The sequence below is a fragment of the Symmachiella macrocystis genome (assembly GCF_007860075.1).
GTDB classification, from domain to species: domain Bacteria; phylum Planctomycetota; class Planctomycetia; order Planctomycetales; family Planctomycetaceae; genus Symmachiella; species Symmachiella macrocystis.
This window is the reverse complement of record NZ_SJPP01000001.1, coordinates 1839980-1863470: the sequence shown is the minus strand read 5'-3', so window position 1 is coordinate 1863470 and position 23491 is coordinate 1839980. Positions and strand designations below refer to the sequence as shown.

Annotated in this window: 20 protein-coding genes (1 of these 20 only partly in view); 10 read left to right on the top strand and 10 right to left on the bottom strand. The window is 55.6% G+C overall.

The window, feature by feature from the left end; translation table 11 throughout:
• Positions 1–4: 4 nt before the first annotated feature.
• From CA54_RS07215 to CA54_RS07170, 10 genes are read right to left on the bottom strand one after another with little or no spacing between them, the layout of a single operon-like run.
• Positions 5–610, bottom strand: a complete 606-nt coding sequence (locus CA54_RS07215; protein ID WP_146370134.1) for a thiamine pyrophosphate-dependent enzyme — start codon at positions 608–610, stop codon at positions 5–7.
• On the bottom strand, positions 607–1518 hold the full coding sequence (locus tag CA54_RS07210; RefSeq protein ID WP_197532264.1) for a DUF1559 domain-containing protein: 912 nt from the start codon (positions 1516–1518) through the stop codon (positions 607–609). Before CA54_RS07210 ends, CA54_RS07215 begins: the two co-directional genes overlap by 4 nt.
• Positions 1519–1543: 25 nt before the next feature.
• Complete coding sequence (locus tag CA54_RS07205) at positions 1544–2473, bottom strand: DUF1559 domain-containing protein (protein ID WP_146370133.1); 930 nt, start codon at positions 2471–2473, stop codon at positions 1544–1546.
• A 14-nt stretch (positions 2474–2487) separates the two neighbouring features.
• Complete coding sequence (locus tag CA54_RS07200) at positions 2488–2943, bottom strand: hypothetical protein (RefSeq protein WP_146370132.1); 456 nt, start codon at positions 2941–2943, stop codon at positions 2488–2490.
• Positions 2940–3476, bottom strand: coding sequence for a pilus assembly FimT family protein (locus CA54_RS07195; protein WP_146370131.1), 537 nt, complete (start codon positions 3474–3476; stop codon positions 2940–2942). The genes CA54_RS07200 and CA54_RS07195 overlap by 4 nt, the downstream gene beginning before the upstream one ends.
• Complete coding sequence (locus CA54_RS07190) at positions 3473–3916, bottom strand: type IV pilus modification PilV family protein (protein WP_146370130.1); 444 nt, start codon at positions 3914–3916, stop codon at positions 3473–3475. The genes CA54_RS07195 and CA54_RS07190 overlap by 4 nt, the downstream gene beginning before the upstream one ends.
• Before the next feature lie 15 nt (positions 3917–3931).
• On the bottom strand, positions 3932–5011 hold the full coding sequence (locus CA54_RS07185; RefSeq protein ID WP_146370129.1) for a type II secretion system F family protein: 1080 nt from the start codon (positions 5009–5011) through the stop codon (positions 3932–3934).
• 51 nt (positions 5012–5062) lie between these two features.
• Positions 5063–6271, bottom strand: coding sequence for a type II secretion system F family protein (locus CA54_RS07180; RefSeq protein WP_146370128.1), 1209 nt, complete (start codon positions 6269–6271; stop codon positions 5063–5065).
• An 18-nt stretch (positions 6272–6289) separates the two neighbouring features.
• Positions 6290–7369 carry a type II secretion system F family protein gene (locus CA54_RS07175; protein ID WP_146370127.1) on the bottom strand — a complete coding sequence of 360 codons (1080 nt, stop codon included), beginning with the start codon at positions 7367–7369 and terminating at the stop codon, positions 6290–6292.
• A 58-nt stretch (positions 7370–7427) separates the two neighbouring features.
• Complete coding sequence (locus tag CA54_RS07170; RefSeq protein WP_146370126.1) at positions 7428–8624, bottom strand: GspE/PulE family protein; 1197 nt, start codon at positions 8622–8624, stop codon at positions 7428–7430.
• 410 nt (positions 8625–9034) lie between these two features.
• Here CA54_RS07170 and CA54_RS30085 point away from each other — a divergent pair, with 410 nt between their 5' ends.
• The 10 genes from CA54_RS30085 to cls form a co-directional block, all read left to right on the top strand.
• Positions 9035–10069, top strand: coding sequence for a family 16 glycoside hydrolase (locus tag CA54_RS30085; RefSeq protein WP_146370125.1), 1035 nt, complete (start codon positions 9035–9037; stop codon positions 10067–10069).
• A gap of 73 nt (positions 10070–10142) precedes the next feature.
• On the top strand, positions 10143–11720 hold the full coding sequence (locus tag CA54_RS07160; RefSeq protein WP_146370124.1) for a hypothetical protein: 1578 nt from the start codon (positions 10143–10145) through the stop codon (positions 11718–11720).
• 166 nt (positions 11721–11886) lie between these two features.
• Entirely contained in the window at positions 11887–12264 is a 378-nt protein-coding gene (locus tag CA54_RS07155) for a BlaI/MecI/CopY family transcriptional regulator (RefSeq protein WP_146370123.1), read from the top strand.
• Between the two features lie 38 nt (positions 12265–12302).
• Complete coding sequence (locus CA54_RS07150; protein WP_146370122.1) at positions 12303–14282, top strand: M56 family metallopeptidase; 1980 nt, start codon at positions 12303–12305, stop codon at positions 14280–14282.
• Positions 14283–14862: 580 nt separating this feature from the next.
• Positions 14863–16752, top strand: coding sequence for a DNA primase (gene dnaG / locus CA54_RS07145; protein WP_197532263.1), 1890 nt, complete (start codon positions 14863–14865; stop codon positions 16750–16752).
• A 19-nt stretch (positions 16753–16771) separates the two neighbouring features.
• Positions 16772–18418, top strand: a complete 1647-nt coding sequence (gene rpoD / locus CA54_RS29980) for an RNA polymerase sigma factor RpoD (RefSeq protein WP_146370120.1) — start codon at positions 16772–16774, stop codon at positions 18416–18418.
• A gap of 282 nt (positions 18419–18700) precedes the next feature.
• On the top strand, positions 18701–19408 hold the full coding sequence (locus CA54_RS07135; RefSeq protein ID WP_146370119.1) for a zinc ribbon domain-containing protein: 708 nt from the start codon (positions 18701–18703) through the stop codon (positions 19406–19408).
• A gap of 223 nt (positions 19409–19631) precedes the next feature.
• Complete coding sequence (locus CA54_RS07130) at positions 19632–21179, top strand: hypothetical protein (RefSeq protein ID WP_146370118.1); 1548 nt, start codon at positions 19632–19634, stop codon at positions 21177–21179.
• Positions 21180–21204: 25 nt separating this feature from the next.
• Positions 21205–22092, top strand: coding sequence for a tRNA pseudouridine(55) synthase TruB (gene truB, locus CA54_RS07125; RefSeq protein WP_146370117.1), 888 nt, complete (start codon positions 21205–21207; stop codon positions 22090–22092).
• A 118-nt stretch (positions 22093–22210) separates the two neighbouring features.
• A protein-coding gene (gene cls / locus CA54_RS07120) for a cardiolipin synthase (RefSeq protein WP_146370116.1) crosses the window boundary here: on the top strand, positions 22211–23491 show its 5' portion. The gene runs 150 nt beyond the window's last position; only the first 1281 of its 1431 coding nucleotides appear in the window; it begins with the start codon at positions 22211–22213; its stop codon lies off the right edge, out of view.

The following is a 23491-nucleotide window of genomic DNA, read 5'->3' as shown; positions in this document are numbered from 1 at the left end:
GACATTAGGAATTGGTGAGTGCTTCCCGCAGCGCCACAGCACGCTCCGCCGGCGGTGCCGGGGAACGTGGCACCGCTCCACCAGGCACCGGGGCGACTTTGAGGAGTACGAATGTGGGGCCAGTCTCACCCAGTACAGTCGCGATGCTATCGCGCCACGTGTTGAGGTCGCTGAATTTGTAGACCGACGTGAAGCCGCATCCCCGTGCCGTTGCGCAGAAGTCGATCGTGTCTCCGCGATGTCGTGCGTCGGCGCTGGCGGCGGTTTGTTGCATGCCGGTGACTTCGTAGTGGCCGTTGTCGAATACGATCAGCACATAATTCTGCGGTGCTTGAGCGGTGACTGTCACCAGGCTGCCCAGGTTCATCAACATGCAGCCATCGCCATTGCAGACGATGACCTGCCGGTCGGGCTGCGCCAGCGCGAGGCCTAATCCAACGGCAGGAGCTTCGCCCATTGCTGACGGGGCATAGACAAAATCGAGCGGGTCGCTGCCGAGTTGCATCCATTCCCGCGCCGATCCCATCGTGGTGATCACGATTTGGTCCGTCCGTACATTGTGAAGAACTTCCAAAGCTGCCGGGAGGGGCATTTGTGGTGGCGACGTCATGGTTTTCGTAAGAACTGATCGGCTGAAGGGAGGTTTCCGTCTGCGGGATTACCGAGATCCCGCAACAAAGCCGGATCGATCGAGTCATGTAGAAATCGTACCGAGCCGTCCCCAAAAGCGAAATAGGCACCGCCTTCGTGGTAGCTGCCAAACCCGCCGACTGGACCGGTCAGATCTCCCTCTGCAAAGTCTGCGGGCGTGAGATCCTGATTGAAACGGGAGGTGTTTCGCAGCGTGGCTCGGGTTCCCGAAGCCCAACCCAGCAAGCCATGTTGGCCCTGGTCGGCCATTGCGATGTGTACGTCCGGTTCCGGTAAGCGAACCTCACCAATGAAAATCGTGTGGGACGTACCATCAGGAATCATTTCATAGCGCGTGCTGCTATTTAATGTCAGCACGCCCACATTGGTCATGTCGATGGGAGCTTCACTGTCGTTATAGCAACCGGCATAACTCGATTGGGGGTGGCCGAAACGAATTGGGTTCGGCTCACTATTACTGGGACAGGCGAATACGGGGACGACGTTATTGAAAAGTTGAGCATTGCCTTCGGTGTAGACCCCCACGGATCGGTCCCACATACTGCTTAGATTTGTTTGATCCAAAAACGGCAAGAGCTGCACGGTCCAACTGGCATGGTATCCCAACGGTTCTTGCAGAATCGGGCTTTGATCGTCGACGACGCCCGGTGGAAATACGTGGCGCTGTTCGGCGTAGTTGTGCAGTCCCAAGATAATCTGCTTGAGGTTGTTCTGGCACTGCGTACGGCGTGCTGCTTCGCGAGCCTTGAGCATTGCCGGGAGCAGCAGCGCGAGCACGGCAACGATAATCGAAATCACCACGGTCAGCTCGATCACCGTGAAACCACGGCGAGCCGGCATTCTGAGTCGCTGTAGTAGATGAGTCATGCGTATATTCATCGTTGCGTTACGTTTAATACTGGCCTGCATCAGGCATTTCACCGTCAGAGCGATCACCCAGACGGGCAAAAATAGCCGGCGCTGTGTTCTCACTCAAAAATTGTACGCTGCCGTCGCCGAACAGAAAGAAAGCCCCGCCGGCGTGGAAGCTGCTGAAGCCGCTTTCGAGTGGGGAATCGTCTTCTGGATCGAGGGGAGGCTGCGGTTGGCCGGGCGCGACTTGCATCATCGCCGTTCGAAGCGAACCATTGATGTCTGACGTAGCCCGCAAGGTCGCGTTCGTGCCCGATGCCCAGCAAGTGGGAACATCCGGATCGACCGGAACGCCCATGCTGCCTAAGGCGACGAGGCTGTCCTTTTCGCCCACAAAAATCGTATGCGAACTTCCGTCGGTGATTTGTTGATAGCGGATGCTGCTATTGAGATACAGTACGCCGTTATTGGTGACATCGATCGGCGCTGCCTTGCTGTTATGACAGCCAGCATAGGAGATCAGCGGGCCGTTTTGAGGAAACGGCGTCGAGGGGCAGATGTAGGAAGGAATATGTTGTTCCCGCGGCGCCGCATTTTTGTCGTCATAGACGCTGACCGAAAAATCCCAATGGTTATAAATATTGCCCTCTTCCATGAACGGCAAAATCAGCAGTGCCCAACCAACATGGTACCCCTGTCTGAGATTTTGAATCGGGCCGGTTGGGTTCACGGTTCCCGGCGGCAGGCATTCGTGGGCGCCTTCGTAGTTTTGGAGCGCCAGTCCAATTTGCATCAGGTTATTGCGGCACGTCGTTCGCCGCGCCGCTTCGCGCGCCTGTTGGACCGCCGGTAACAGCAGGGCGATCAAAATGGCAATGATTGCGATCACCACCAACAATTCAATCAGCGTAAAGCCGCGGCGCCGCCGGTCACGGTTTGTCAAAAATGGGGGACTCGCTAGTTGGCTCATGTGTGTACTCCTGTTTATTCAGCGTCCTGGGTATCATCCGAGGGGCCGGGGGTCAGAATCATTTCAATCTGTTTCGATTTGCGAATGCGCTCGGTTTGTCCGGCGGGATAATCCGACTGGACAGAGACTTCACGTACTTGAGAGTTTTCCGGAATCGCTGCAACCGTGATCGTCACCGTCCCGTGGTACGGTCCGCCCAAGGTTTCCTCTGTAATGGCCCAAGTCTCACCCGTGTAGTCGGTTTGGGCTGTCAGCATAGCCCGGGCGCGCTCCAATCCCGCTTCGGCCAGCCAGTCGGCTTGCAACGCCTGTTCGCGATGCCGTGCTTGATGCGCGCGGGTCAGGGTGATCTTGACCATCGTGCCCAGCATGATGGTCACTAACAGTGCACAGATCATCGCTACGATCAGTGCGGCGCCGCGGCGGTGGTGGTGCGCGGCCTGCGTCGACTTGCGTGCAATCGATTTCATGGTGTGGCCTCCTGAAAACGATGGTCCTTGCCAATTATCGCTTCGATTTTCAGCGGGTTGAGCGGCGGGCGTGTTGCGCGCTCCGCGCTGGTCATGGAGTCGTCGTCGACAAAATTCCAAGACAAGTCCGCGATCTTGTGTGGGCCGCTGTCATTGATTGCAAAACGGATTCGCACATCCACCGGCAGTCGGAATTGTTCGTGCCGTGGCGGATGTGTCGCTTCGGTTTCCCTGCGGACGAGCAATCGCCCTTGTTGCGAATACAATATCTCCGCAGCGTTGGGGTTGGTGATTTGCAAGACATCGTCTGCGCCCGGTTCACCTTGAATGGACACGGTTGTTGCGGCGTGGATGTCGTCGCGAAACTGCGCGGCCAAGCGGGCATGATTGGTAGCGTGGACCAGCGATTCGGTTGCGACACGTTCACTGCGCATCAACGTATGCAGCATGCCGGCGCCGACCAGCAATATGATCGAGGACGCGCCGATCACCACGATCATTTCGATCAAAGAAATCCCACGGCGGCGATTCATGGCGTACCTCCCGCTGGGGCATAAACCCAGCTGGTGAGACGAGTCGGCGCGACATAGACGTCGCCGGAATCACGCCAACGCAGCGAAAGTGAAATCTGTTTGCCGTCGACCGGTTCACTGACAGGTAGGATGTCGATGTTCAACTCGGCATCATGCAAGTGCGAGGTAGCGGAGTCGCTCAATTCTTTGGACTGTAGTTCCTCCTGGTCGATCGTTTTATAAGGCTGCGCGGTGATGCGTTCCATGATATTGGCCAGTTCTTCGCCCGCCAGTTGCCGGTGGTCGGCATAACGGTGTTGGCGGGATGTGGCGGCCAACAACTGCAGATAGACCGTCATCACCACGGCCAGCACGATGCCCGCGACGATCATCTCGACCAGCATGTATCCGCGGCGGCGGCGCTGCTTGTCGAGAGGAGGATGTCTTTTGTGGCGATACATGGAGGTTGCCTGAATTTAGTAGGGGGACGTCTTAGACAATTGATCCATTAAGGCGACCAACGGCATGAAAAAACAGATGGCATAAGCAGCGACCACCAATCCGAAACCAAATGCGGCCAAAGGTTTGAAAAACTCGGTAACCATGCGAAATCGATAGGCTTGCCGGCGTTCCTGGTTTGTTGCCACATTGCGCAAAGCCCAACTGAGGTTGCCGACATGTTCAGCGGATCGTAAGAGTTGCTCTTCCGATTTGGTGATCAGTCGGTGTTTGCGAAGTTGTTGAAAACAATCTTCCGCATGGCGGAGGGCGACTTCAATATGTGCCAGTTTTGTGCGAATGATCGCGCGGGGATAAAAATAGGCGGCCAAGGAAACCGCATCGACCATCGGTTTGCCTGAATCGATGACCAGCGACAAATTCCGCAACAGTTGCGGTGTCTCCAGCCGCGGGAACAAACGCAACATGAACTGCGGGACTTCCAGAAAACGAACTCCGCCGGACAAGCCCCACATGGTGACGATGATCAGCAGCGGGATGGCAGCGAATAATAGGGGCATGAAGAGATAGAAATAGTTGACGAACACGTTGGACGCTTCAATCATCCCGATGGTCGCTTCGGGAAGTTCCATGTCAAAGTCCTCGAAGATCATGGCAAATTTGGGGACGATCCAATACATCAAAAACCCGGTTAACGACAACAGGACCGACGCCACCATGCCGCAATACAACAGGTACATGATGTTGCTGCCCTGTTCCTCCTGGAATTCGCTGGTGAGGTCGTTGGCAGCGCTGCGCAGGGCCGGCCCCAAACGGTTGGTTTCGCAACCAACCCGCACGGCGAACGTTGCCCCGAACGGCAACAGGCCGGGGATATTCTCAACCGCCTCGGGCAAGGGAATTCCGGCGCGGAGCATGTCGGCCAAATCGCGCAATCGCTTGCGTTGACTGCCGCGTTCGTCATCGGCCAACGCATCGATCTCGTCGACCAACGGCATATTTTTTTCGGCTGCGACCGCCAACATCCACAACAACGACGACTGTCGCGAAGACAGGCCGTTACTGATGCTCGTAATTGAAGACCCTTGTTCCGGCATGTGGCCGATTTCCTAGTCGCACGGCAGGATGTCTCCCGCGCCTTAAAAAAGTTAAGTCAAATCGTTCAATAACTTAATCAGTGGCATGAACATCGCTAACACGATGAAGCCGACGCTCAGTCCAACGAAGATGATGACGAACGGTTCGATGAGCCACCTGAGCAGCGCCGCTTGAACACGCGCCCGTCCCTCAAAGATGTCCCCCGCCGCGTGCAGTGATTCCGGATAGGCATGATGCCGTTCACCCCATTTGACGAATTGGCTGAATACGGCGGGGAATTGCGTCATCGCTGTTGCCGTCCAGGCCAGCGGTTGTCCCGCGGCGACCTCGTTCGCCAGTCGCAGGGACGCGTCCGCCAAGTCAGCATCATGCACCCCACCCCCGGCATATCGCAGTGCTTCGGGCAGGGCCATGCGGCTTTCAATCAACACGGCCAGCAAGTGACAATATTCCATTAAGGCGGAGTTGCGCAACACGCCTCCAAAAATGGGGATACCACAGACAAGCCTGCGGAGACGCGGACGCCCCAGCACGAGGCGCGCCATGATCCAAGCGGTGACCGCGATGACGGTGCCGCCCACCAGCCCCCAGAAACCGAATTTCAACAGGACGCGCGACAGGTTAACCACCATTAAGGTCATCCCCGGCAGCTCCGCGTCGAAATCTTCGAAGATTTTCGAAAACATCGGCACGATGTACATCATGATGAACAACATCAGTATGGTGACGATGGATACCAAAACGATGGGATAGGCCAAGGAGAACTTCACGCGCCGCCTCAAGGTATTGGCCCGCATGGAGTAGGTCAGCGACTGTTGCAAGACGCGGTCTAAGCAGCCTGCCTGTAAGCCGGCTAGGACCAATCCCGATAGGTGTGGCGGAAATCCCGTGATGCGTTGGGAGAAAATCTCTTTCAGCGGGACACCTTGATCGATGCTGTCGGCGACCTGCCTGAGGCCTTTGCGCAAGCGTCGTGAGTGGGCTTCTTGGGACAAGGCCCGCAGCCCGCCGGAGAGTGGTTTGCCGGCGGCGGAGATGTCGGCCAGGTTTTGCGCCACGGCCATGAAATCGGCGTCGCCAAGTTCGAGTGCCGCTTCTTCTTGCCGCGGTTTTGCTGCGTCGGCCGTTGCGCTCATGATCACATCGGTGAATCCGAGCGAGCTCAGCTTGTAGTGCGCCACGGATTCATCGGTCGCATTCACGGTGTCCGAGACCGGATGGCCGGTGGCATCTACAGCGGTGTAACGAAACGTCGGCATGGGGATCTATCAACCGTATTAAGGAGCGGCTAGGTTACGCAGGCTTTCAATCATCGGGGCGAACAGTGCAAACGCATAAATCAATGTGGCGCCGCCACCGATAACGGCGACGGCTATTAAGGGCAGAGCCAGTGAAAGGGTCTCCAGTCGCTCCAGGGCGCGTGAGCGATAGACTCCAGCTGCGCGGGTTAATGATTCCGACAAGGTCCTTTGCTGTTCACCAGTCTGCATCAACCAACGCAAATAAGAGGGATAGGCTTTGGAGGATTCCATCGCCTCGGCGAGTGAGTCGCCGGATTGAAGTTTCAGGGAGATTTCTTCTGAGGATTGAATCATTCTGCGGTCGCCCGTGCTGTCGGCGGCCAAGAGAATTCCCGTATGTAAGGGGACTTCTTGTTCGGTTAATAGTCCCAGCAGGTCGCTGAAGTTGGCCAGTTGCTGATTGCGATGAATGCCGTGTGCCCAAGGGATAAAACGGAACAACGTCAAGGAGTGTCCCGTACGCATCAGTGTTCGCTTTTGAAAAAACAACCAGAAGCCAATGACTCCGATCAACAACACCGGAATCACTGGACCCCAGACCGACATGGTTTCGGAAAGGTAGAGTAAACTCTTCAACCAGATCCCTTGCGGCTCCTGGCCTTGCTCGGCAAATGCCCCGAACCGCGGAATCATCTCGGCCAGCATCACCAGGAACATGGCATAGGCCAACACAAACACAATCAAGGGATAGATACACGCTAATGTCACGCGGCGGTGGACTTCCAACAGCGACTGTGCATAGCGGGTGACCGCCTCTAAGGCAGCCGGCAATCGACCCGCGCGCAGACCTGCTTCGACGACCGATCGATACAGATTGGGTAATCGGCTGCTTTCCGACTCCATCGCCTGCGACAGCGACTCACCTTGGCTCATGTGTGAACCGAGCGCAGCCGCCAGTTGCCCTAAGCTGCCGCGTAGGTCGTGGCTGACTTGCTCCAACCCCAACTCCAGCGGGACACCAGCGCGAACCAGCGCTGCGATCTCGTCGTTCAGGGCAACGAGGTCTTCGAGTTTGATCGCTCGTGGCGATGAATCATTTGTGGATAGGGTATTCAATGGTCTTCTATAAAATCCATCAAACCAGAAGTAGTTATCGACCTTTGATCACAGATGCTTAGAAACCAAACACACGTCGCACTTCTGCTGGGGAGGTGATGCCTTGGTTCACCGCTTCGCAGGCGCGTGACAGGCTGGTCACCATGCCGGCAGTAACCGCAGTTTGCTCAAGTAACCGAGCATCCCGCCGTTCCCGAATCGCGTCACCGATGGCATCGTCCTCGACAGTCAGCATTTCCGCAACGACAAAACGTCCGCGATAACCGGTTCCTTGGCAATCGCTACAACCGACCGGCATGGTTACTTGTTCGACTGCAAGCCCCATGCGATCGTCTCGTTCGGCGCTCGGCTGTGCGCATGCGCACAATCGTCGCAGCAAGCGTTGCGATACAATCCCCAGCAGCCCGCTTTTTAGCAAAAATGGTTCGATTCCCATGTCGGACAAACGATTGACGGCTTCGGCCGCGCTTCCCGCATGAAAAGTGGTCACCACGAGATGTCCCGTCAATGAGGCCTGGAATACGGTCTCTGCGACATCGCGGTCGCGTATTTCTCCAACCATAATGACTTCCGGGTCTTGCCGCATGAGCGACCGAAGCCCCACTGTCAAATCAAATCCCGCTGCCTGATTCACTTGCGATTGGGTGACCCCCGGTACGATGACTTCAATGGGGTCCTCCAGACTCACTAGACTTTTGCCGCTGCCGGAATTGTCTACAATTTCTCGCAGACATGCGTAGTTTGTTGTTGTTTTTCCACAGCCCGCAGGTCCGGTCACCATAAAGACCCCGGTGGTTTGTTGCAACAACCGCCGGATGTCCTTCAAAATGCCCTGGGGCAAGTTCAGTCGGTCCAGTCGATCATAACGGCCCGCGCCGGCAAAGAGCCGGACCACGCATTTTTCACCATACAGCGCAGGAAACGTACTCACGCGGGTTTCAAAGTTACCTGCATCACGAATTCGGCCCTCTTGCGGCATATCGGTTTGGTAGGTGAGCAGGTCCGACAGCACTTTGAGCCGTGCGACAATCCGCGGTGCCAGTCGGGCGGAAAACCTCGCCACCGACTGCAAAACACCGTCGAGACGCCACCGCATTTCCATTGTCTCTGCGCCGGGCAGTAGGTGCACATCCGTCGCCCCTGCCTCGCTGGCCGCCGATAAGATCACATCAACGAGTTCCGTGACGTATTGCGGGTCGTCTTCGCCGCAGCGGGGAAGTTGTTCGCGAAACTGAGTTTCAAGGTTTTGCGGCATTATTCGTCGTTTTACAATGCGGGACCGTCAGCCAGGGGATTTCAGCGACAGTTGACGGCGACCCGCCCGAAAGTCTGTCCCTACTCTCTTAAGATGCTGGATTCTGGCGGATTTGTCTGAAAAATGCACCCAAAACCTGAGGAAACCGACAGGAAAACCACAGCGGGCGATGGTGCTTGTTTCTTAGATTGCAGCGGCTCCTCTTTGTCGATTGACCATCGATTGGGGGTGATTTTGGCTGAAAATAGCGGCCCGCTTTGGTACAGTGAATCTTGCCATTCCTGCGTTCACTGACAGTGGGACGCAGATGAGTCGAAACGAGTGTCGTTCTCCCGCTCGGATGTTCCCTGGAAGTTGTTGTGACCCAATCAAGAAAACTATATTCCTAACTTGCCTGGAAGGGCGATTGAATGCATTCGTATCGCGTGGTTGTTGGCCTGATGGCCGTAGCTGGAATTGCTTTGGGCGGCGTCTTCATCACCGGATGCGCTGAGGCGGACGATAATTCCCCTAAACCCCCTAAGAAAAGTTTCGTACCGCTGTACAACGGGAAAGACCTGGCCGGGTGGGAAGTGCTTGACGGAAACATCGAGGCTTGGAAGGCCGATGGCGAATTGCTGAGTTGCGTTGGCGAGGGCGGGGGTTGGCTCCGCACCGACAAAATGTACAGCGACTACGTCTTGAAGCTCGAGTTTCGCGTACCGCCCAACGGCAATAGCGGAGTCGGCCTGCGGTTTCCCGCTGAGGGAAATCCCGCCTTTGCCGGGATGGAAATCCAAATCCTCGATGACGACGGCGACGAGTACACGGAACTCAAAGATTCGCAGTACAGCGGCAGCATCTACTCCGAAGTTGCCGCCAAACGGGGCGCTCTCAAACCACCCGGTGAATTCAACAGCTACGAGATCACCTGCAAAGGACCCTTTATCAAAGTTGTGCTCAACGGAAAAACGATCAACGAGGCGAACATCGACGAATACGACAAGGCGTCGGGCGACTACAAGCCGCTCCGCGATCGGCCGCGGATCGGTTATATCGGTTTGCAAAGTCACGGTTCGCGGGTCGATTTTCGCAACATCGCCATCAAAGATTTGACGAATTCGATCAAGGATCCCGATACGAATGTGGAAATGGCGTATGTCGACATCGTCGAAGGCGAAGGGGATGCGGTCGGAGATGGAGATGCTCCCGCGATTCATTGCACCGGACGCTTGCTCAACGGCGAAAAGTTTTACAGCAGCCACGATGGTGCCGGCCAACCGTTGGCCTTGCCATTGACGGGTTATATCCCCGGTTGGCAATTGGGCATTCCCGGCATGAAGGCGGGCGGACGGCGCAAGTTGATCATTCCCTATCAATTGGCGTACGGATTGCGAGGATTTCCGCCGTCGATTCCTCCCAAAGCTATGTTGGTCTTCGATGTTGAGGTTGTCAAAGTCAAATAATTTCGAGCGGCCCAACGATTCCGATGGCACTGCCGGCGGCTGAGTCTGTTTTCCTTAAGATGAGAATGTAGTCATGAGTGTTTCCAACGAAGATGACCCGGAAGTCAATGTTGACGTCCCTTGTCCAAACTGCGGAGAAATGTCCCGCAAAGGTTCGGTCCGTTGCCGTGAGTGCGGCGCATTTTTAGACCCGAATACCGAGCGATTGGCCCAAGATGGAATGGGCCAGCAGGCCGTCAATTTGGCCGATTTCGATTTGGCTGATGAGGGGGAGGATGGGGACGACTTTGAAGTCGCTCCGGGTATTACCACCTTCCAAGCGACCGAAAGCACATTCGACCTCCTCAGCGATTCCCCGAGTCACGCCGGTGACGAGGATTATTCTCTCACCGATGACCCGTTGGCCGAAGAAGGAGAGGAAGGGGCTGAGGCTGGGGCAGAAGCTGCTGGAGATGCGGGGGAGACAGCAGAAGGTACCGATGCACCGGCCAAACAACTCCCCGCCGAGGGATCGTCGGGAGATGCTTTGCTGGATGGTGCGATGGTCGAAGAGTTGGAGGCCTTACGCCGCAGCATGGGCCGCGTAGTTAAAGTGACCGAATTGGTTCCGGGGCAGGGGGTTGTCGTGTATTGCCCCAGTGGGCACCGAATTCATGTTGCCGACAAGTTTCGCGGACGAACCGGTCGTTGCCCGCAATGCCGCGCGCCGTTTCTGGTTCCCGGAACCCCTCCCGCCGGTGCACTCGACGACACGGACGATGATGACGGCTTCGAACTCCTAGAGGATTCGGCAGAACGGATCATTTTCGAAAGCGATAAATACGGTCGCTTCACGACATGGATGCCCAACGTCCGTCTGCACCGCATGAACATTTCGAAGTTGCGACTCAAGGCGGGCAGTTTGGCCGACGAATCAGAACTCGTCGACATTGGGTTTTCTGACGACGCAATGCTGTTGGTGACAGTCTTTAAAGGCAAAGGGGGCATGACCAACAAGGCCGCCTTGCGCAAGAAACCGGCGGTCCGCGAAAAGGTCCGTGATACCTTAGTCGAGGGTGCCAAGCGGCCCGACCCGGGCGAACTCCCCGCGCCCTACTCGCAATACATCGCAAAAAGTGACTTCGAAAAAATCTGGATCGCCCAGCCGGCACTTCCGCTGGGGGAATCACTTTTCGCAGACCTGAATCTGTTCGGCGACGGCGTGATCGGCATCCGCCTACCGGGCGTCGAAGGTAGCGACGAACGGCTGTACATCACTCCCACACTTTCGCAGTATCGCCGCTTGGTCTTGATCTTGGCCGAGAAATTCCAAGTTGTGCTTTCGTCCGAACCACACGGAATCCCGTTGATAGACCAATCCGTTGACAAAAATTGCACTGTGAACGGCAAGGATTTGAAGATCCTACAGCACGTCGAGTTTTATAAAACCGACCCCAATCTCGAATTGGAACTGATCGGTCGAGAATGTGTCGCCTGCGGCATCGTGATCAGTGAGTCGGCACGTCGCATGGAGAAACTGGGAGGCAAAACCGGTTCGGGAATTGCCAAGGTCAAATGTCCCGCGTGTGAACAAAAACTGGGCGACAAACCGGTCTACCGCATTAAACCGGCCGACCCGACCGGCCTCGAAGCTGAAGAGCCTGAGTCCTAATCGAGACTGAGACGATTCCTGCAACAAACACTCGCGGTCGCCATTCAGGTAGCCGCGAGTTTTTTTATGCCGTCAAACCCGCGATTGACGCCTCAGACGGAATGTCTTACACTTCGCCTCAGACTGGATGTCTGATGAGCAGTCTGACTCATGGAGGAAACCATCGATGCCTATCCCGCGACGCCATGTCGCCGATGCCGAACTCGCCGTGCTGGAGGTCCTGTGGGACCATAGCCCGCGAACGATTCGACAATTGACCGATATTCTCTATCCCGGCGGAACAACGTCCGAATACGCCACCGTGCAAAAATTGTTGCAGCGGTTGGAGGACAAAGGCTGCGTCAGCCGCGATCGCAGCCAGTCCGCCCACCAATTCTCACCCAGCATCGCCCGCGACGATTTAATCGGTGAACAGCTGGAGCAGGTCGCCCAAAAACTGTGCGACGGATCATTGACGCCGCTGCTACTGCACTTGACCAACAACGTGCGGCTGAAAAAACGCGAACGTGAACTACTCAAAAAAATGATTGACGATGCTAAATAGAGCGATCCGCTAACGCCAAGGATGGATGGAGACAACCCATGCTGCAAACCTTGTTCGAGATCGTGCTTGCCAACGCCGTGTTGGCAACGGTGCTGGCAATCGGCGTCGCCCTGTTTGCGCGGCTGTGCCGTCGTCCGGCGATTGAGCATGGACTGTGGTTGTTGGTGTTTTTGAAATTGATCACCCCGCCGCTCGTGACGGTGCCCCTCGAAATCCTACCGGCTCCCCAGGTCATCAGCACCTCTTCGGCTGTAATCCCTGCGCCGATGGAAACCACCATCAGTGAGCATGTAGCGCCCGCCCCCTTGGCTATCGCCGCAACAAGCGAGGCACCACGACTTGCTGTAGCTCCACAGCCTGAGGGCTTTCGCTGGCGCGATCATCTAGCTGAAGGAATAGTCGCCCTTTGGATCGCCGGGGCATGCGCGTGGTTACTGTTATTGAGCATACGGGCCTGGCGTTTCCATCGGATTGCTCGCCTGACCGCGCTCGCGCCAGCGTCACTGCAGCAACAGGTGCGGCGTTTAGCAATGGTGTTTAGCGTGTCGACGGTGCCGGATGTCCGTGTCATTCACGCGCAGGTCTCGCCGCTGTTGTGGCGGATTGATGGCTGCCCGGTGATTCTTCTGCCGGCAGAACTGCTAAACCAGCTGACGCCTACTCAGATCGACGGAATTTTTGCGCACGAACTGGCTCACTTGCAGCGTCGCGACCATTGGACGCGGCGGTTGGTGCTCTGTGTGACTGCTCTGTATTGGTGGCATCCGGTGGTCTGGTCGGGTCGGCGGGGCTTGGAGCAAGCGGCCGAGCAGTGTTGCGACGCCGCCGTGGTCGACCGCTTCCCCAACCACAGCCGCGACTATGCCGCGGCGCTATTACAAACGATCGACTTTTTATCAGGCGCTCGCCCGCAGTTGCCAGCGTCGGCAACTACATTCGGGCCAGGCCGTTCACTGAAACGGAGATTTGCAATGATTCTGGACAAAGGAGTGTCCCCACAGTTGTCGTGGAAGATGCGCGGTGTGTTGGCGGCCGTCGGTTTGACGGTGCTAGCGGTCTCGCCGTGGGTGGTGGCGGAGGAAAAAGTAGCTGACCCGCAGAAGCCGAGGGTAGTCGACCGTGAGTCACAGCCATACACCGAGACCCAGTTGCTTACGAAAAACGGTAAAGTAGACGATATTAATGAGAAACGCCTTTACAAGGTCGCTTGCCGCATGCTTGCACAGGACGAAAACGGCAAGGAACACGCCGTTTTTTCACCACAGATTGTTCTTCGCGAGAACGAAGAAGGAACAATCACGGTTGGCGCAGAGCAGCCAGTCCCTGTCCGTGACGCCGATCCCGTGATGGGGCGACAAATCTTGAAGGACCGCGCCCTGCGGCAGGTGAAGGTGCGTCAACTCGACGACGAATTCGTTGCGTTCATTGCGCGCATTGACGACTCGCCCGAAATGAACAAGGGGCTCTTTCCTGATGATGACGGAGTGGTCACTCGGGAATTCACCCACATTTATACGAAGTCACTCAACGTTGTGGAGAAGGTCCAGCTCGGAAGGACATTTTCAGTTCCCTTTTACGACAAGGACGACAACAAAAAGGCTAAGCGGCGGATCGAGTTTGTCATCACGCGTCTTGAACCGCCCAAACCCAAATTGCCCGACGAAGCCACGTTGCTCTTTCCCACTGCGGTTAACAATCCCCCGACGGTTGAGGAGGTTCTTACGGAGGTGAGCAAGCAACTCAAGGACCGGGGTGATGTTCCACCGTTCGCAGCGTCGGCGGTGGTCAAAAATTTGCGTGTCGTGATAGAACCATCTGGCCCCTCGGTCGGTCCGGTGAAATTTTATCCTTTGGTTGGCCACGCTCAAATGCACAAGCAAAGGTACAAGTGCACAGCGTACTTCGATTTGCAACGCCAATCCGACTGGCCGATTCGATTTATGAGTCGTAATAAAACTAGCGAAGTCGTATATATTGACCACGACCATCTGGTTCGCGTTACTAAACAGCCAAAATGACGCATCCCTGCGACGGCAAAGCCGTCGGTTTAGGAGTGGTCTCGATCAGCAAAAAATCAACGGTCCGTGCCCTGAATTGGGGTTGCGGGCTGTTTTTTGTGGCTTATGATTTCGGTCGCGCTCTCAGGTCGGCTCGTATGCGAAATTCGCGTTTGAGTCGGCCCCTATCCGGGAAATTGCCGGGGATTTATGTGATCCCCGAGAGAGCTAACGATAGAGAGGCCGATCTCGTTCGGAACGGATCAGGCAGTTCGGGTAAACAGGCTGGATCGACTGGAATTCACCGGTTGGTGAAACAAATCCCGTTGTGCCCGGCTTGTGATTTGGAGAATTTCATCAAGGCTTTGACAGTTAAAGAGTTGCGCCTCCGCCAAACATCGTAACTGGGTCACGATTTTCTTGACGATCGCCATCCAGCAGGTAGACTTCTCTCAGACGGGAGACACGTCTCAACAGCTTCGCGGAGGCGAAAACACGGACGGGCCATCTGCAGCGTCGAATCCTTGGATTTGACACGAAGAATTATCACTGTTTTCATTCGTCCCAGCCGCATAATACGTCGCTACCGCAGGAGTCGTTGGTGCCCCGCCAGTCTTCCGAAGAATTCAAAGAACTGGTCCGTTCCAGAACGGACATCGTCAGCCTGATCGGCGAAGGCGTTTCGCTCGAGTCGCGGCGCGGCGGACATGAGTTCGTGGGGCTGTGTCCTTTTCATGATGATCGTAATCCTTCGCTGCGCGTCTATCCTGAGCGGCAATCGTTTAAGTGTTGGTCCTGTAATACGGGCGGCGATTGCTTTGAATTTGTGATGCAAAGCGAACGGGTCGAATTTCGCGAAGCGATTGAACTGTTGGCCACCCGGGCCAACATCGAAATGCCTCGCACCTATCAACGCGGCAGCCAGAATCAAGACGGAACCAGTAAGAGTCAATTGTTCGAAGTGGTTGCTTGGGCTGAGCAGCAATTTCATGAATGTCTATTGGAAAGCCCGCAGGCGGCTAAGGCGCGGGATTATTTGAATTCGCGCGGTTTCACTGCCGATGTCATCGACGCTTATCACTTGGGTTATCATCCCAACGATTGGGAGTGGTTGATTCAGCGAGCACGGGGCAAGTTTGGCTTAGATGTTTTGACCGCTGCCAAACTGGCTGCCCAGCGGGATGGGGGACGCGGTTATTATGATTATTTCGTAGATCGGGTGATGTTTCCGATTCGCGACATGCAACGCCGCCCTGTTGCATTTGGAGGACGTATTCTTCCGGGAGAGACGCGTGAAAATGCCCCGAAATATTTTAATAGTTTAGAGAGCATCATCTTCACTAAAAGCCGTCTGCTCTACGGTTTCGATCATGCTCGCGACGCAATTAGCAAGACCGACACGGTGGTTGTCGTGGAAGGGTACACGGATTGCATTACCACACATCAGCACGGCCAGATGAACGTTGTCGGCACATTGGGAACTGCCCTCACCGAAACACATGTGACGAACCTGAAGCGTTTTGCCCGTAAGGTAGTCTTGGTCTACGACGGTGACGATGCCGGCCAAAACGCGGCGGAACGTGCCTTGACCAAGTTTTTGGCACAAGAGGTGGATCTAAGAATCATGACATTGCCCGCCGGCATGGATCCGGCGGACTTTTTGGCCACTCATGGAGCGGCCGCTTTTACGAAAGACGTCGAACAAGCCCCGGAGGCTTGGCAGCATAAATTCAGAAGAGCAGTGGCTCGTTATGGCGTAGACTCAATCGACGCCAAAGATCGCGTACTAGACGAAATGCTGGAGGTCCTGGCGACTGTGCCGCACACCGGCGGTGCTGATGCAGGAAAATGGCGGAATCGAGAGGATTTGATTTTAGGGTCGCTGGTCCAACGGTTGGGACTGAAGGAACATGCGGTCAGACAACGTCTGAGCGATATTCGCCGACGGGCCGCTGACCGGCAACGAAACCGTGACGGTGCGGACGCTATACGGCACGACGGACCAGCGCACGATACAGTTTCACTGCCACGGAAATCACTATCGCGCCGTGACGTATACTTGGAACATGAACTATTGCAGATCGTCATGGCCCATCCCTCGGTGGTCGGACGATTGCGGGACGACTTTGATTGCGAGGAATTACAGGACCCGCAATTACGAAAACTTTTGGCCTGTTGTTATGGACTTATGGATGCGGGAGAGGAACTGACCTTTCACCGCGTGATGGCTGAGTTGGAGGACTCCGCCTTGAAAGGAATCGCTGTCTCATTGGATGAGGAAGCCCGCCGAAAAGGAATCGGCGCGGATCTGCTGGAACAAACTTTGGCCTGCCTACGCGAGCGTCACACGACCGACGCGGTGGAGATGTCCGGCCAATTGCGCGAGCAGGTCCAACAGTCGGGTGGCGGACTAAATGATGAAACAGCGGCGATGTTACGCCGGCTTTCTGAATACAACAAGAAACGCGCAGTCAAGAACAAGTTGGCTTGAATATCGCGGAGGACTCTCTGTGCACAGACTCGATGAAAACCTAAAAGTTTTGGTGGAACAAGGGAAGCAGCAAGGTTATTTGACCTTCTCACAGGTCAATGACTACCTTCCCGACGAAGCCGTGAATCCCGAAAAGCTCGACAACTTGTTGATGTCTTTAGAGGAGATCGGGCTGGACATCATCAACGACGAGCAACCGGCGGTCGGCAATCCGAAGAAGAAGCGCGCTCGGGCCACGCGTGGCAAAAAGTCGGATGAAGAACAATCGCGGCGGATCGACGATCCGGTACGGATGTATCTGACGCAAATGGGCGAAATCCCGCTGCTCACGCGACCCGAGGAAATCGCGCTGGCCAAAAAAATTGAGGTCACCCGCCGTCGTTTTCGTCGGCAATTGCTGGAAAGCGATTATGCGCTGAAGACCTCGCTCGATATTTTGACGAAGGTCCACCAAGGGCAGTTGCCCTTTGACCGCACGATTAAAGTCTCGGTCACCGAAGGCTTGGAGAAGACGCAGATCCTCGGTCGCATGCCGTACAATCTCGCCACGCTTGAAGAATTGCGGCGGAAAACCATCGAGGATTTTGCGATTGCCACCGATGAATCGGCGTCGCAGAAAGTTCGCCGTGAGGCGGATGAACGACTGAAGATCCGACGGCGCAAAATGGCGACGCTGATCGAGGAGTTGAGTTTGCGGACGCAGCGGTTGCAACCGTCGCTGAAGCGGCTGGAACAAATCTGCCGGCGGATGATCGACATCGAAAAGCAGATTTACAGCATCCGCAACCTCAAGACGGCCAAAGACGAACGGGCTAACCTGCAGAAAGAGTTGCAGGATCTGATGAACATGACTTTGGAGACGCCGCGGAGTCTGCGGAAGCGGATGCGGAATATTCAAGAGCGGTTCGGCGCGTACGAATTGGCCATGCGGCAATTGTCGGGCGGGAACTTGCGGTTGGTGGTTTCGATCGCCAAGAAATACCGCAACCGCGGCTTGAGCTTCTTGGATTTGATCCAAGAAGGAAATACCGGCTTGATGCGGGCGGTCGATAAATATGAATATCGCCGTGGTTACAAGTTTTCGACGTACGCCACATGGTGGATTCGCCAGGCGATCACCCGCGCCATTGCCGATCAAGCCCGTACGATTCGGATTCCGGTGCATATGATCGAGACGATGTCCAAACTCCGCAAAGTCAGCAAGACGTTATTGCAGGAGAACGGCCGCGAACCGACGATTGAGGAAACGGCTGAAGCAGCTGAAATCAGCCTGGAAGAGACGCGTCGTGTCCTGAAAATCTCGCGGCACCCGATCAGTCTGGATCGACCGGTTGGCGAAAGCGAAGATAGCTATTTCGGCGATTTCATCGAGGACGACGCTGTTGATAATCCGGTCAACGCTGCGACGCAGGAGATGTTGAAGGATAAGATCGACTATGTGCTACGGACGTTGACCTATCGCGAGCGTGAAATCATCAAATTGCGATACGGTTTAGGCGATGGGTACACCTATACGTTGGAAGAGGTAGGCCGAATCTTCAAGGTCACCCGCGAGCGGGTTCGACAAATCGAAGCCAAGGCGGTTCGCAAACTGCAACATCCGGTGCGTAGTAAACAGTTAAAAGGCTTTTTAGACAGCCTGGCGACGGGAGTCGCTGGGGAATAAACGATTCAGGGCCGGTCATTTTTGACCGGCCTTTTTTTGTGACGTGCTGAACAGGACCAGTTCCGTTATTATGTAATAGAAGTCGTTTCCCGGAGAACCCTCGGCTCCTGTGGGGCGAAACTCTTGTGGGGCGAAACTCCACCGGGGCGAAAAACGATCGACCCGTTTTGCAACAAATTGTTGTGCATTAGCCATCCGTGATTTTTAGCTTTTCAAACAAGCATCACCCGTGGTTCAAATTTCAATCCCAGCCGCGACGTTCAACGTCGGAGACCGATTACGATGGCAGCGACTACCCATAGTTTGAGCGAACTACACCAATTGCATTTGAAGTTCGAAAGCGCACAAAGCCAGTTGGAACGGGGTCCCAAACAGATCCAGGCTCGCCAACGGTTCGTTGAGACCAAAAAAGAAGAAGCTGCGGAGGTGCATGCGAAGTTTCAGAAACTGAAAATGGACGCGGACTCCCGCAGTTTGCAACTGAAGACCAATGAAGCTCGCATTGAGAGCTTGCGCGGCAAACTCAACGCGGCGGCTTCCAACAAAGAATTTAACATCATCAAGGAACAAATCGAGGCGGATGAAGTTGCCAACAGCGTGTTGGAAGACGAAATCCTCGAAGCCTTGGAAAAAGTCGATTCTACCTCAATCGAAGTCGGACAAGCCGAACAGGCGGTCAAGGACTCCGAAGCGGAAACCGCCCGGATCAGCCAGCAAATCAACGAATCCAAAGCGGGTTTAGAAGCGGAAAGCGAACGACTTCAAGCCGCCATCAAAGTTGCTGAAACCAGTATTCCCCCCAAAGTGGGAGAACAATACCGCCGCTTGGTGCAAGCTCACGGCGCAAGTGCGATGGCGGCCGTTACCGATTCGGTCTGCAGCAATTGCTTCGTAGGGGTCACGGCGCAAATGTTGGTCCAACTCAATACCCACCAGGTTATCTTTTGTAAAACTTGCGGCCGGATGCTGTACATCGACGATTCGGCATGATTTTTCCAGCATATTCTCGCAGCATCGCCACATGGGGTGGGTTGGGGGGACGGGGGATTGGGGTGACCGCAACGGTGAATATCGCCTTTCGGAGGATCCGCAATCAGCATAGAATGGCTGTTATAGGAGGGATTCGTGTCGTTGACTCCCCCTGTCGTGCTGCTTCTATCTCAATAGGCTGGTTATGCTGATCGAATCCATACGCCGCTGCTCGCATGGAGCGATGATATGCCTTTTGGCTGTCGCTGTTGAAGCGGTCCTCATCGAGAGTACCGCCGTTGCGGAGCGGCCCGATCAGGCTGAGCGTCGTCGGCAAGTCCAGCTGAAAAAATATGAGGCGCTGCAGGAGAAGTTCGCGAAGTCGTTATCTGATGTCGCCGCCCAATGTGACCAAAACGGCTTTCCCAAGCAAGCAGCGGCAATCCGCGAATTGGGTGTTCCGCTGCCGGTGGACGATCTTCGTACACTCGAACTACCGGATAAGATTCAGCCGGACATTGCCAATAATCTCTCACCGGCCGAACGGCGCTGGCGCGTCGAATTGCGACATCTCCAGCAGGAGCAGGCGATCCAGTTGTATCTACTCGCCCAGCGCGTGCTAGAAATAGGTGAAGTACGTTTGGCCTATCAGTTGATCCAGGAGGCGGTGCGGCAGGACCCCGATAATAAATCGGTCCGCAGTTTTTTGGGTTATGAACGTAGCGGCGACGAATGGACCACACCTTTTTTGGCTCGTATGCGGCAGAAACATTATGTCGACACCGAAAAATTTGGTTGGTTACCTCGCGATCACGTCAAGCGTTACGAAAACGGTGAGCGGTATTTCCGGTCCGGGCGCGGCAGCGTCGGACGCTGGGTGAGCGCCGCCCAGGAAGCGGAATTGCGCCGCAGTTTCAAGAACGCCTGGGAGGTGGAGTCTGAACATTACCTGGTGAAGACCAACCACAGCCTGGAGCGGGGCGTTGAGTTGAGTCGTCAGCTTGAGCAGTTCTATCGCGTCTTTTTCCAGACCTTTTCCGGTTTTCTCACCACGCAGGATCAGCGGTCGAGCTTGGCCAAGGGGCGGCGGCGCTCCACGAGAAACCAGTTTGAAATCCATTATTTCAGTAACAAAGAGGATTATGTCGAGGCCCTGCGGCCCCAGGTTCCGGAGATCAGCATCACGACCGGATTGTATTTATCCGGGACCGGCATTGCCTATTTCTACCATCAACCCGAAATGGATGATGATCCCGAAGGCCCCGCCACGCGTACAATTTTTCACGAAGCGACGCATCAACTCTTTGCCGAAACCCGCAAGACACGCCGCAAGTCTTTAATGGTCGGCGAGCATGCCCACTTTTGGATTATCGAGGGGATTGCCTGTTACATGGAGTCCTTCGCCAAAAAGGGCGATCGCTACGAGTTGGGCGATCCGATGTACCAACGCTTCCGCGCTGCTCGGTATCGCTATCTTGAGGATGACTATTACATTCCCTTGGGAAGATTCGCGTCTCAGGGAGCGAATGAAATCCAGCATTCCATCGAGATTCGCAAGCTTTACAGCCAAGCCTCGGGGTTGACGCATTTCTTCATGCACTACAAGGATGGCAAGTATCGTGACGCGCTGATTGAACATCTTTCACAGCTGTATAGCACCAACCTCCGGGTCCGGGAACGACCCGCCACACTACCGCAACTCATCGGCACGGACTACAAAACGTTGGACGAACAGTACGGCGAATACATGCGGGCCGAACAAGAGAAACTCACCGCACGAGCCGAGAAATAATCTGTCCCGCGTACGACTTGATATCATGAACTCCCCCGACTGCCGCGGCATTCTCAACATCAACAAACCGGCCGATATTACGTCCCGTCGTGTCGTCGACGTCGTGCAACGAATCGTCCGTCCCGCGAAGGTAGGACACGGAGGCACGCTCGATCCCCTGGCAACGGGCGTGGTTGTCGTTTGCATTGGGGCTGCGACGCGGCTCATTTCCTACGTTCAACAAGGCCGTAAGGAATACCGGGCGCAGTTTCGCTTGGGGCTGCGCAGCAACACCGACGACATCACCGGTGAGGTCGAGTCGGTGGAATACTCCGAGCAGCCGACCGCAGCAGAGGTTGCCCAAGCTTTGCGGAATTATGTGGGCGAAATCGACCAGGTTCCGCCGCAATTCTCAGCTGTGCATATCGATGGCCGCCGCGCCTATAAAATGGCTCGCGCTGGAAAAACCCTCGACATCCCCGCTCGCCCAGTCCACGTGTATCGCATTGATATTCTCAATTACGCCTTCCCTGAACTGGAAGTCGAGATTGAGTGCGGCTCGGGAACGTATATCCGTTCCATCGGCCGCGACATGGGTGAGGAACTCGGTTGTGGCGCCGTGATGACCCAGTTGGAACGCACGCGCGTTGGCGACTATCGTCTCGACGCAGCTGTCGAACTAGATGCGCTGTCCCGTGAGTCGCTGTCCGCTGCGCTGTTGCCACCTTTGTCCGCAGTGGCGCATTTGCCGCGCTATGCAGGGTCTGAGGCTGATATGGAAAACATCCAGCACGGCCGCGCGATTCAGGTCGTTCAGCCGATGGCCGACGATTCCGCCGCAACAGTGGCGATCACTGCTCCCGACGGCCGTCTGGCTGCAATCGCGACGTGCGAAGACGGGATACTGGCCCCCAAAAACGTTTTCTTGCACTAGTTGCGACAACTCTTTTGACCGCAGTTCACGATTTTGCACGATTGAAAATTGAATTTCTCCGCCATTTCCTCCATCCTGGCAGAGAAGCTTCTTTCCCAATCGACCGGGGCAAATCGGCATGGATCTAACGTTCAGCTTTCTCGGGCTGGCCATATTTCTCGTGGAATTGGTGGGAGTGTACTCGGCGGTACATGCGATTCTTTTCACCAGGACTTCGCAAGGAGCGATTGCCTGGGCTTTTCCCTTGGTGTTATTTCCCTTTGCCGCCGTGCCGTTGTATTGGGTGTTCGGTGGCAAAAAGTTTGAAGGCTACGTCTGTGCTCGTCGCGAAGGCGAGATGCGTCTCAAGCATATCACCGAAGAATTGGCGCAATATAGCGAGGAGTTCACATCGGGGCTTGAGCACCCGGTCGACGACTTGAAGGTGGTCGAACAACTCGCCGCTCTCCCGTTCACGAAGCACAACCACGTGGAATTGCTGGTCGACGGGCCCGCCACGTTTGCGGCGATCTTCGCGGGAATTCAATCCGCTCAAGACTATATCCTCATTCAATTCTTCATCGTGCATGACGATGAACTCGGCCGCGAACTGCAAAAACATCTGCTTGGTAAGCTCAAGGCCGGCGTCCGTGTCTATTTTCTCTACGACGGCATCGGCTGTTACAAACTCCCCAAGGAATACCTGCGTGCCTTAATTGACGCCGGAGCTGAGGTCAGTTCCTTTCGCAACTCCACTGGCTGGCGCACACGTTTCCAGCTCAATTTTCGCAACCACCGCAAGATCGTCCTCGTCGATGGTCAGTCTGCTTATGTCGGCGGACACAATGTCGGCGATGAGTACATGGGGCGCTCCCAGCGGTTCGGGCATTGGCGGGATACGCACGTCAAACTAACCGGCCCCGCGGTTCAATGCGTGCAGTTGTCCTTCATTGAGGATTGGTATTGCGCAACGCACCAAGCCCCCAAGCTGGTTTGGGCACCCCAAGCGGCCGCCGACGGCGACAAGGACACGATCGTTATTGCATCCGGACCGGCCGATGAATTGGAAACCTGCAGCCTGTTCTTCGTGCAGGCGATCCATTCCGCGCGGCGGCGGCTGTGGATCACCAGCCCGTATTTCGTCCCGGACGCGCAGGTGATTGCTGCCCTGCAATTGGCGGCGCTGCGAGGTGTCGACGTCCGCATCCTGCTGCCGGAAAAACCGGATCACCTGTTGGTGTATCTGTCGGGCTTTTCATTCGTCGAAGAAACCGAACCGGCCGGCGTGAAATTCTACCGCTACCAGCCCGGTTTTTTGCATCAAAAGGTGATGCTCGTCGATGACCAGTTCGCCACCGTGGGAACCGCCAACTTGGACAACCGCTCGTTCCGTTTGAACTTCGAAATCACGATTGCCGCA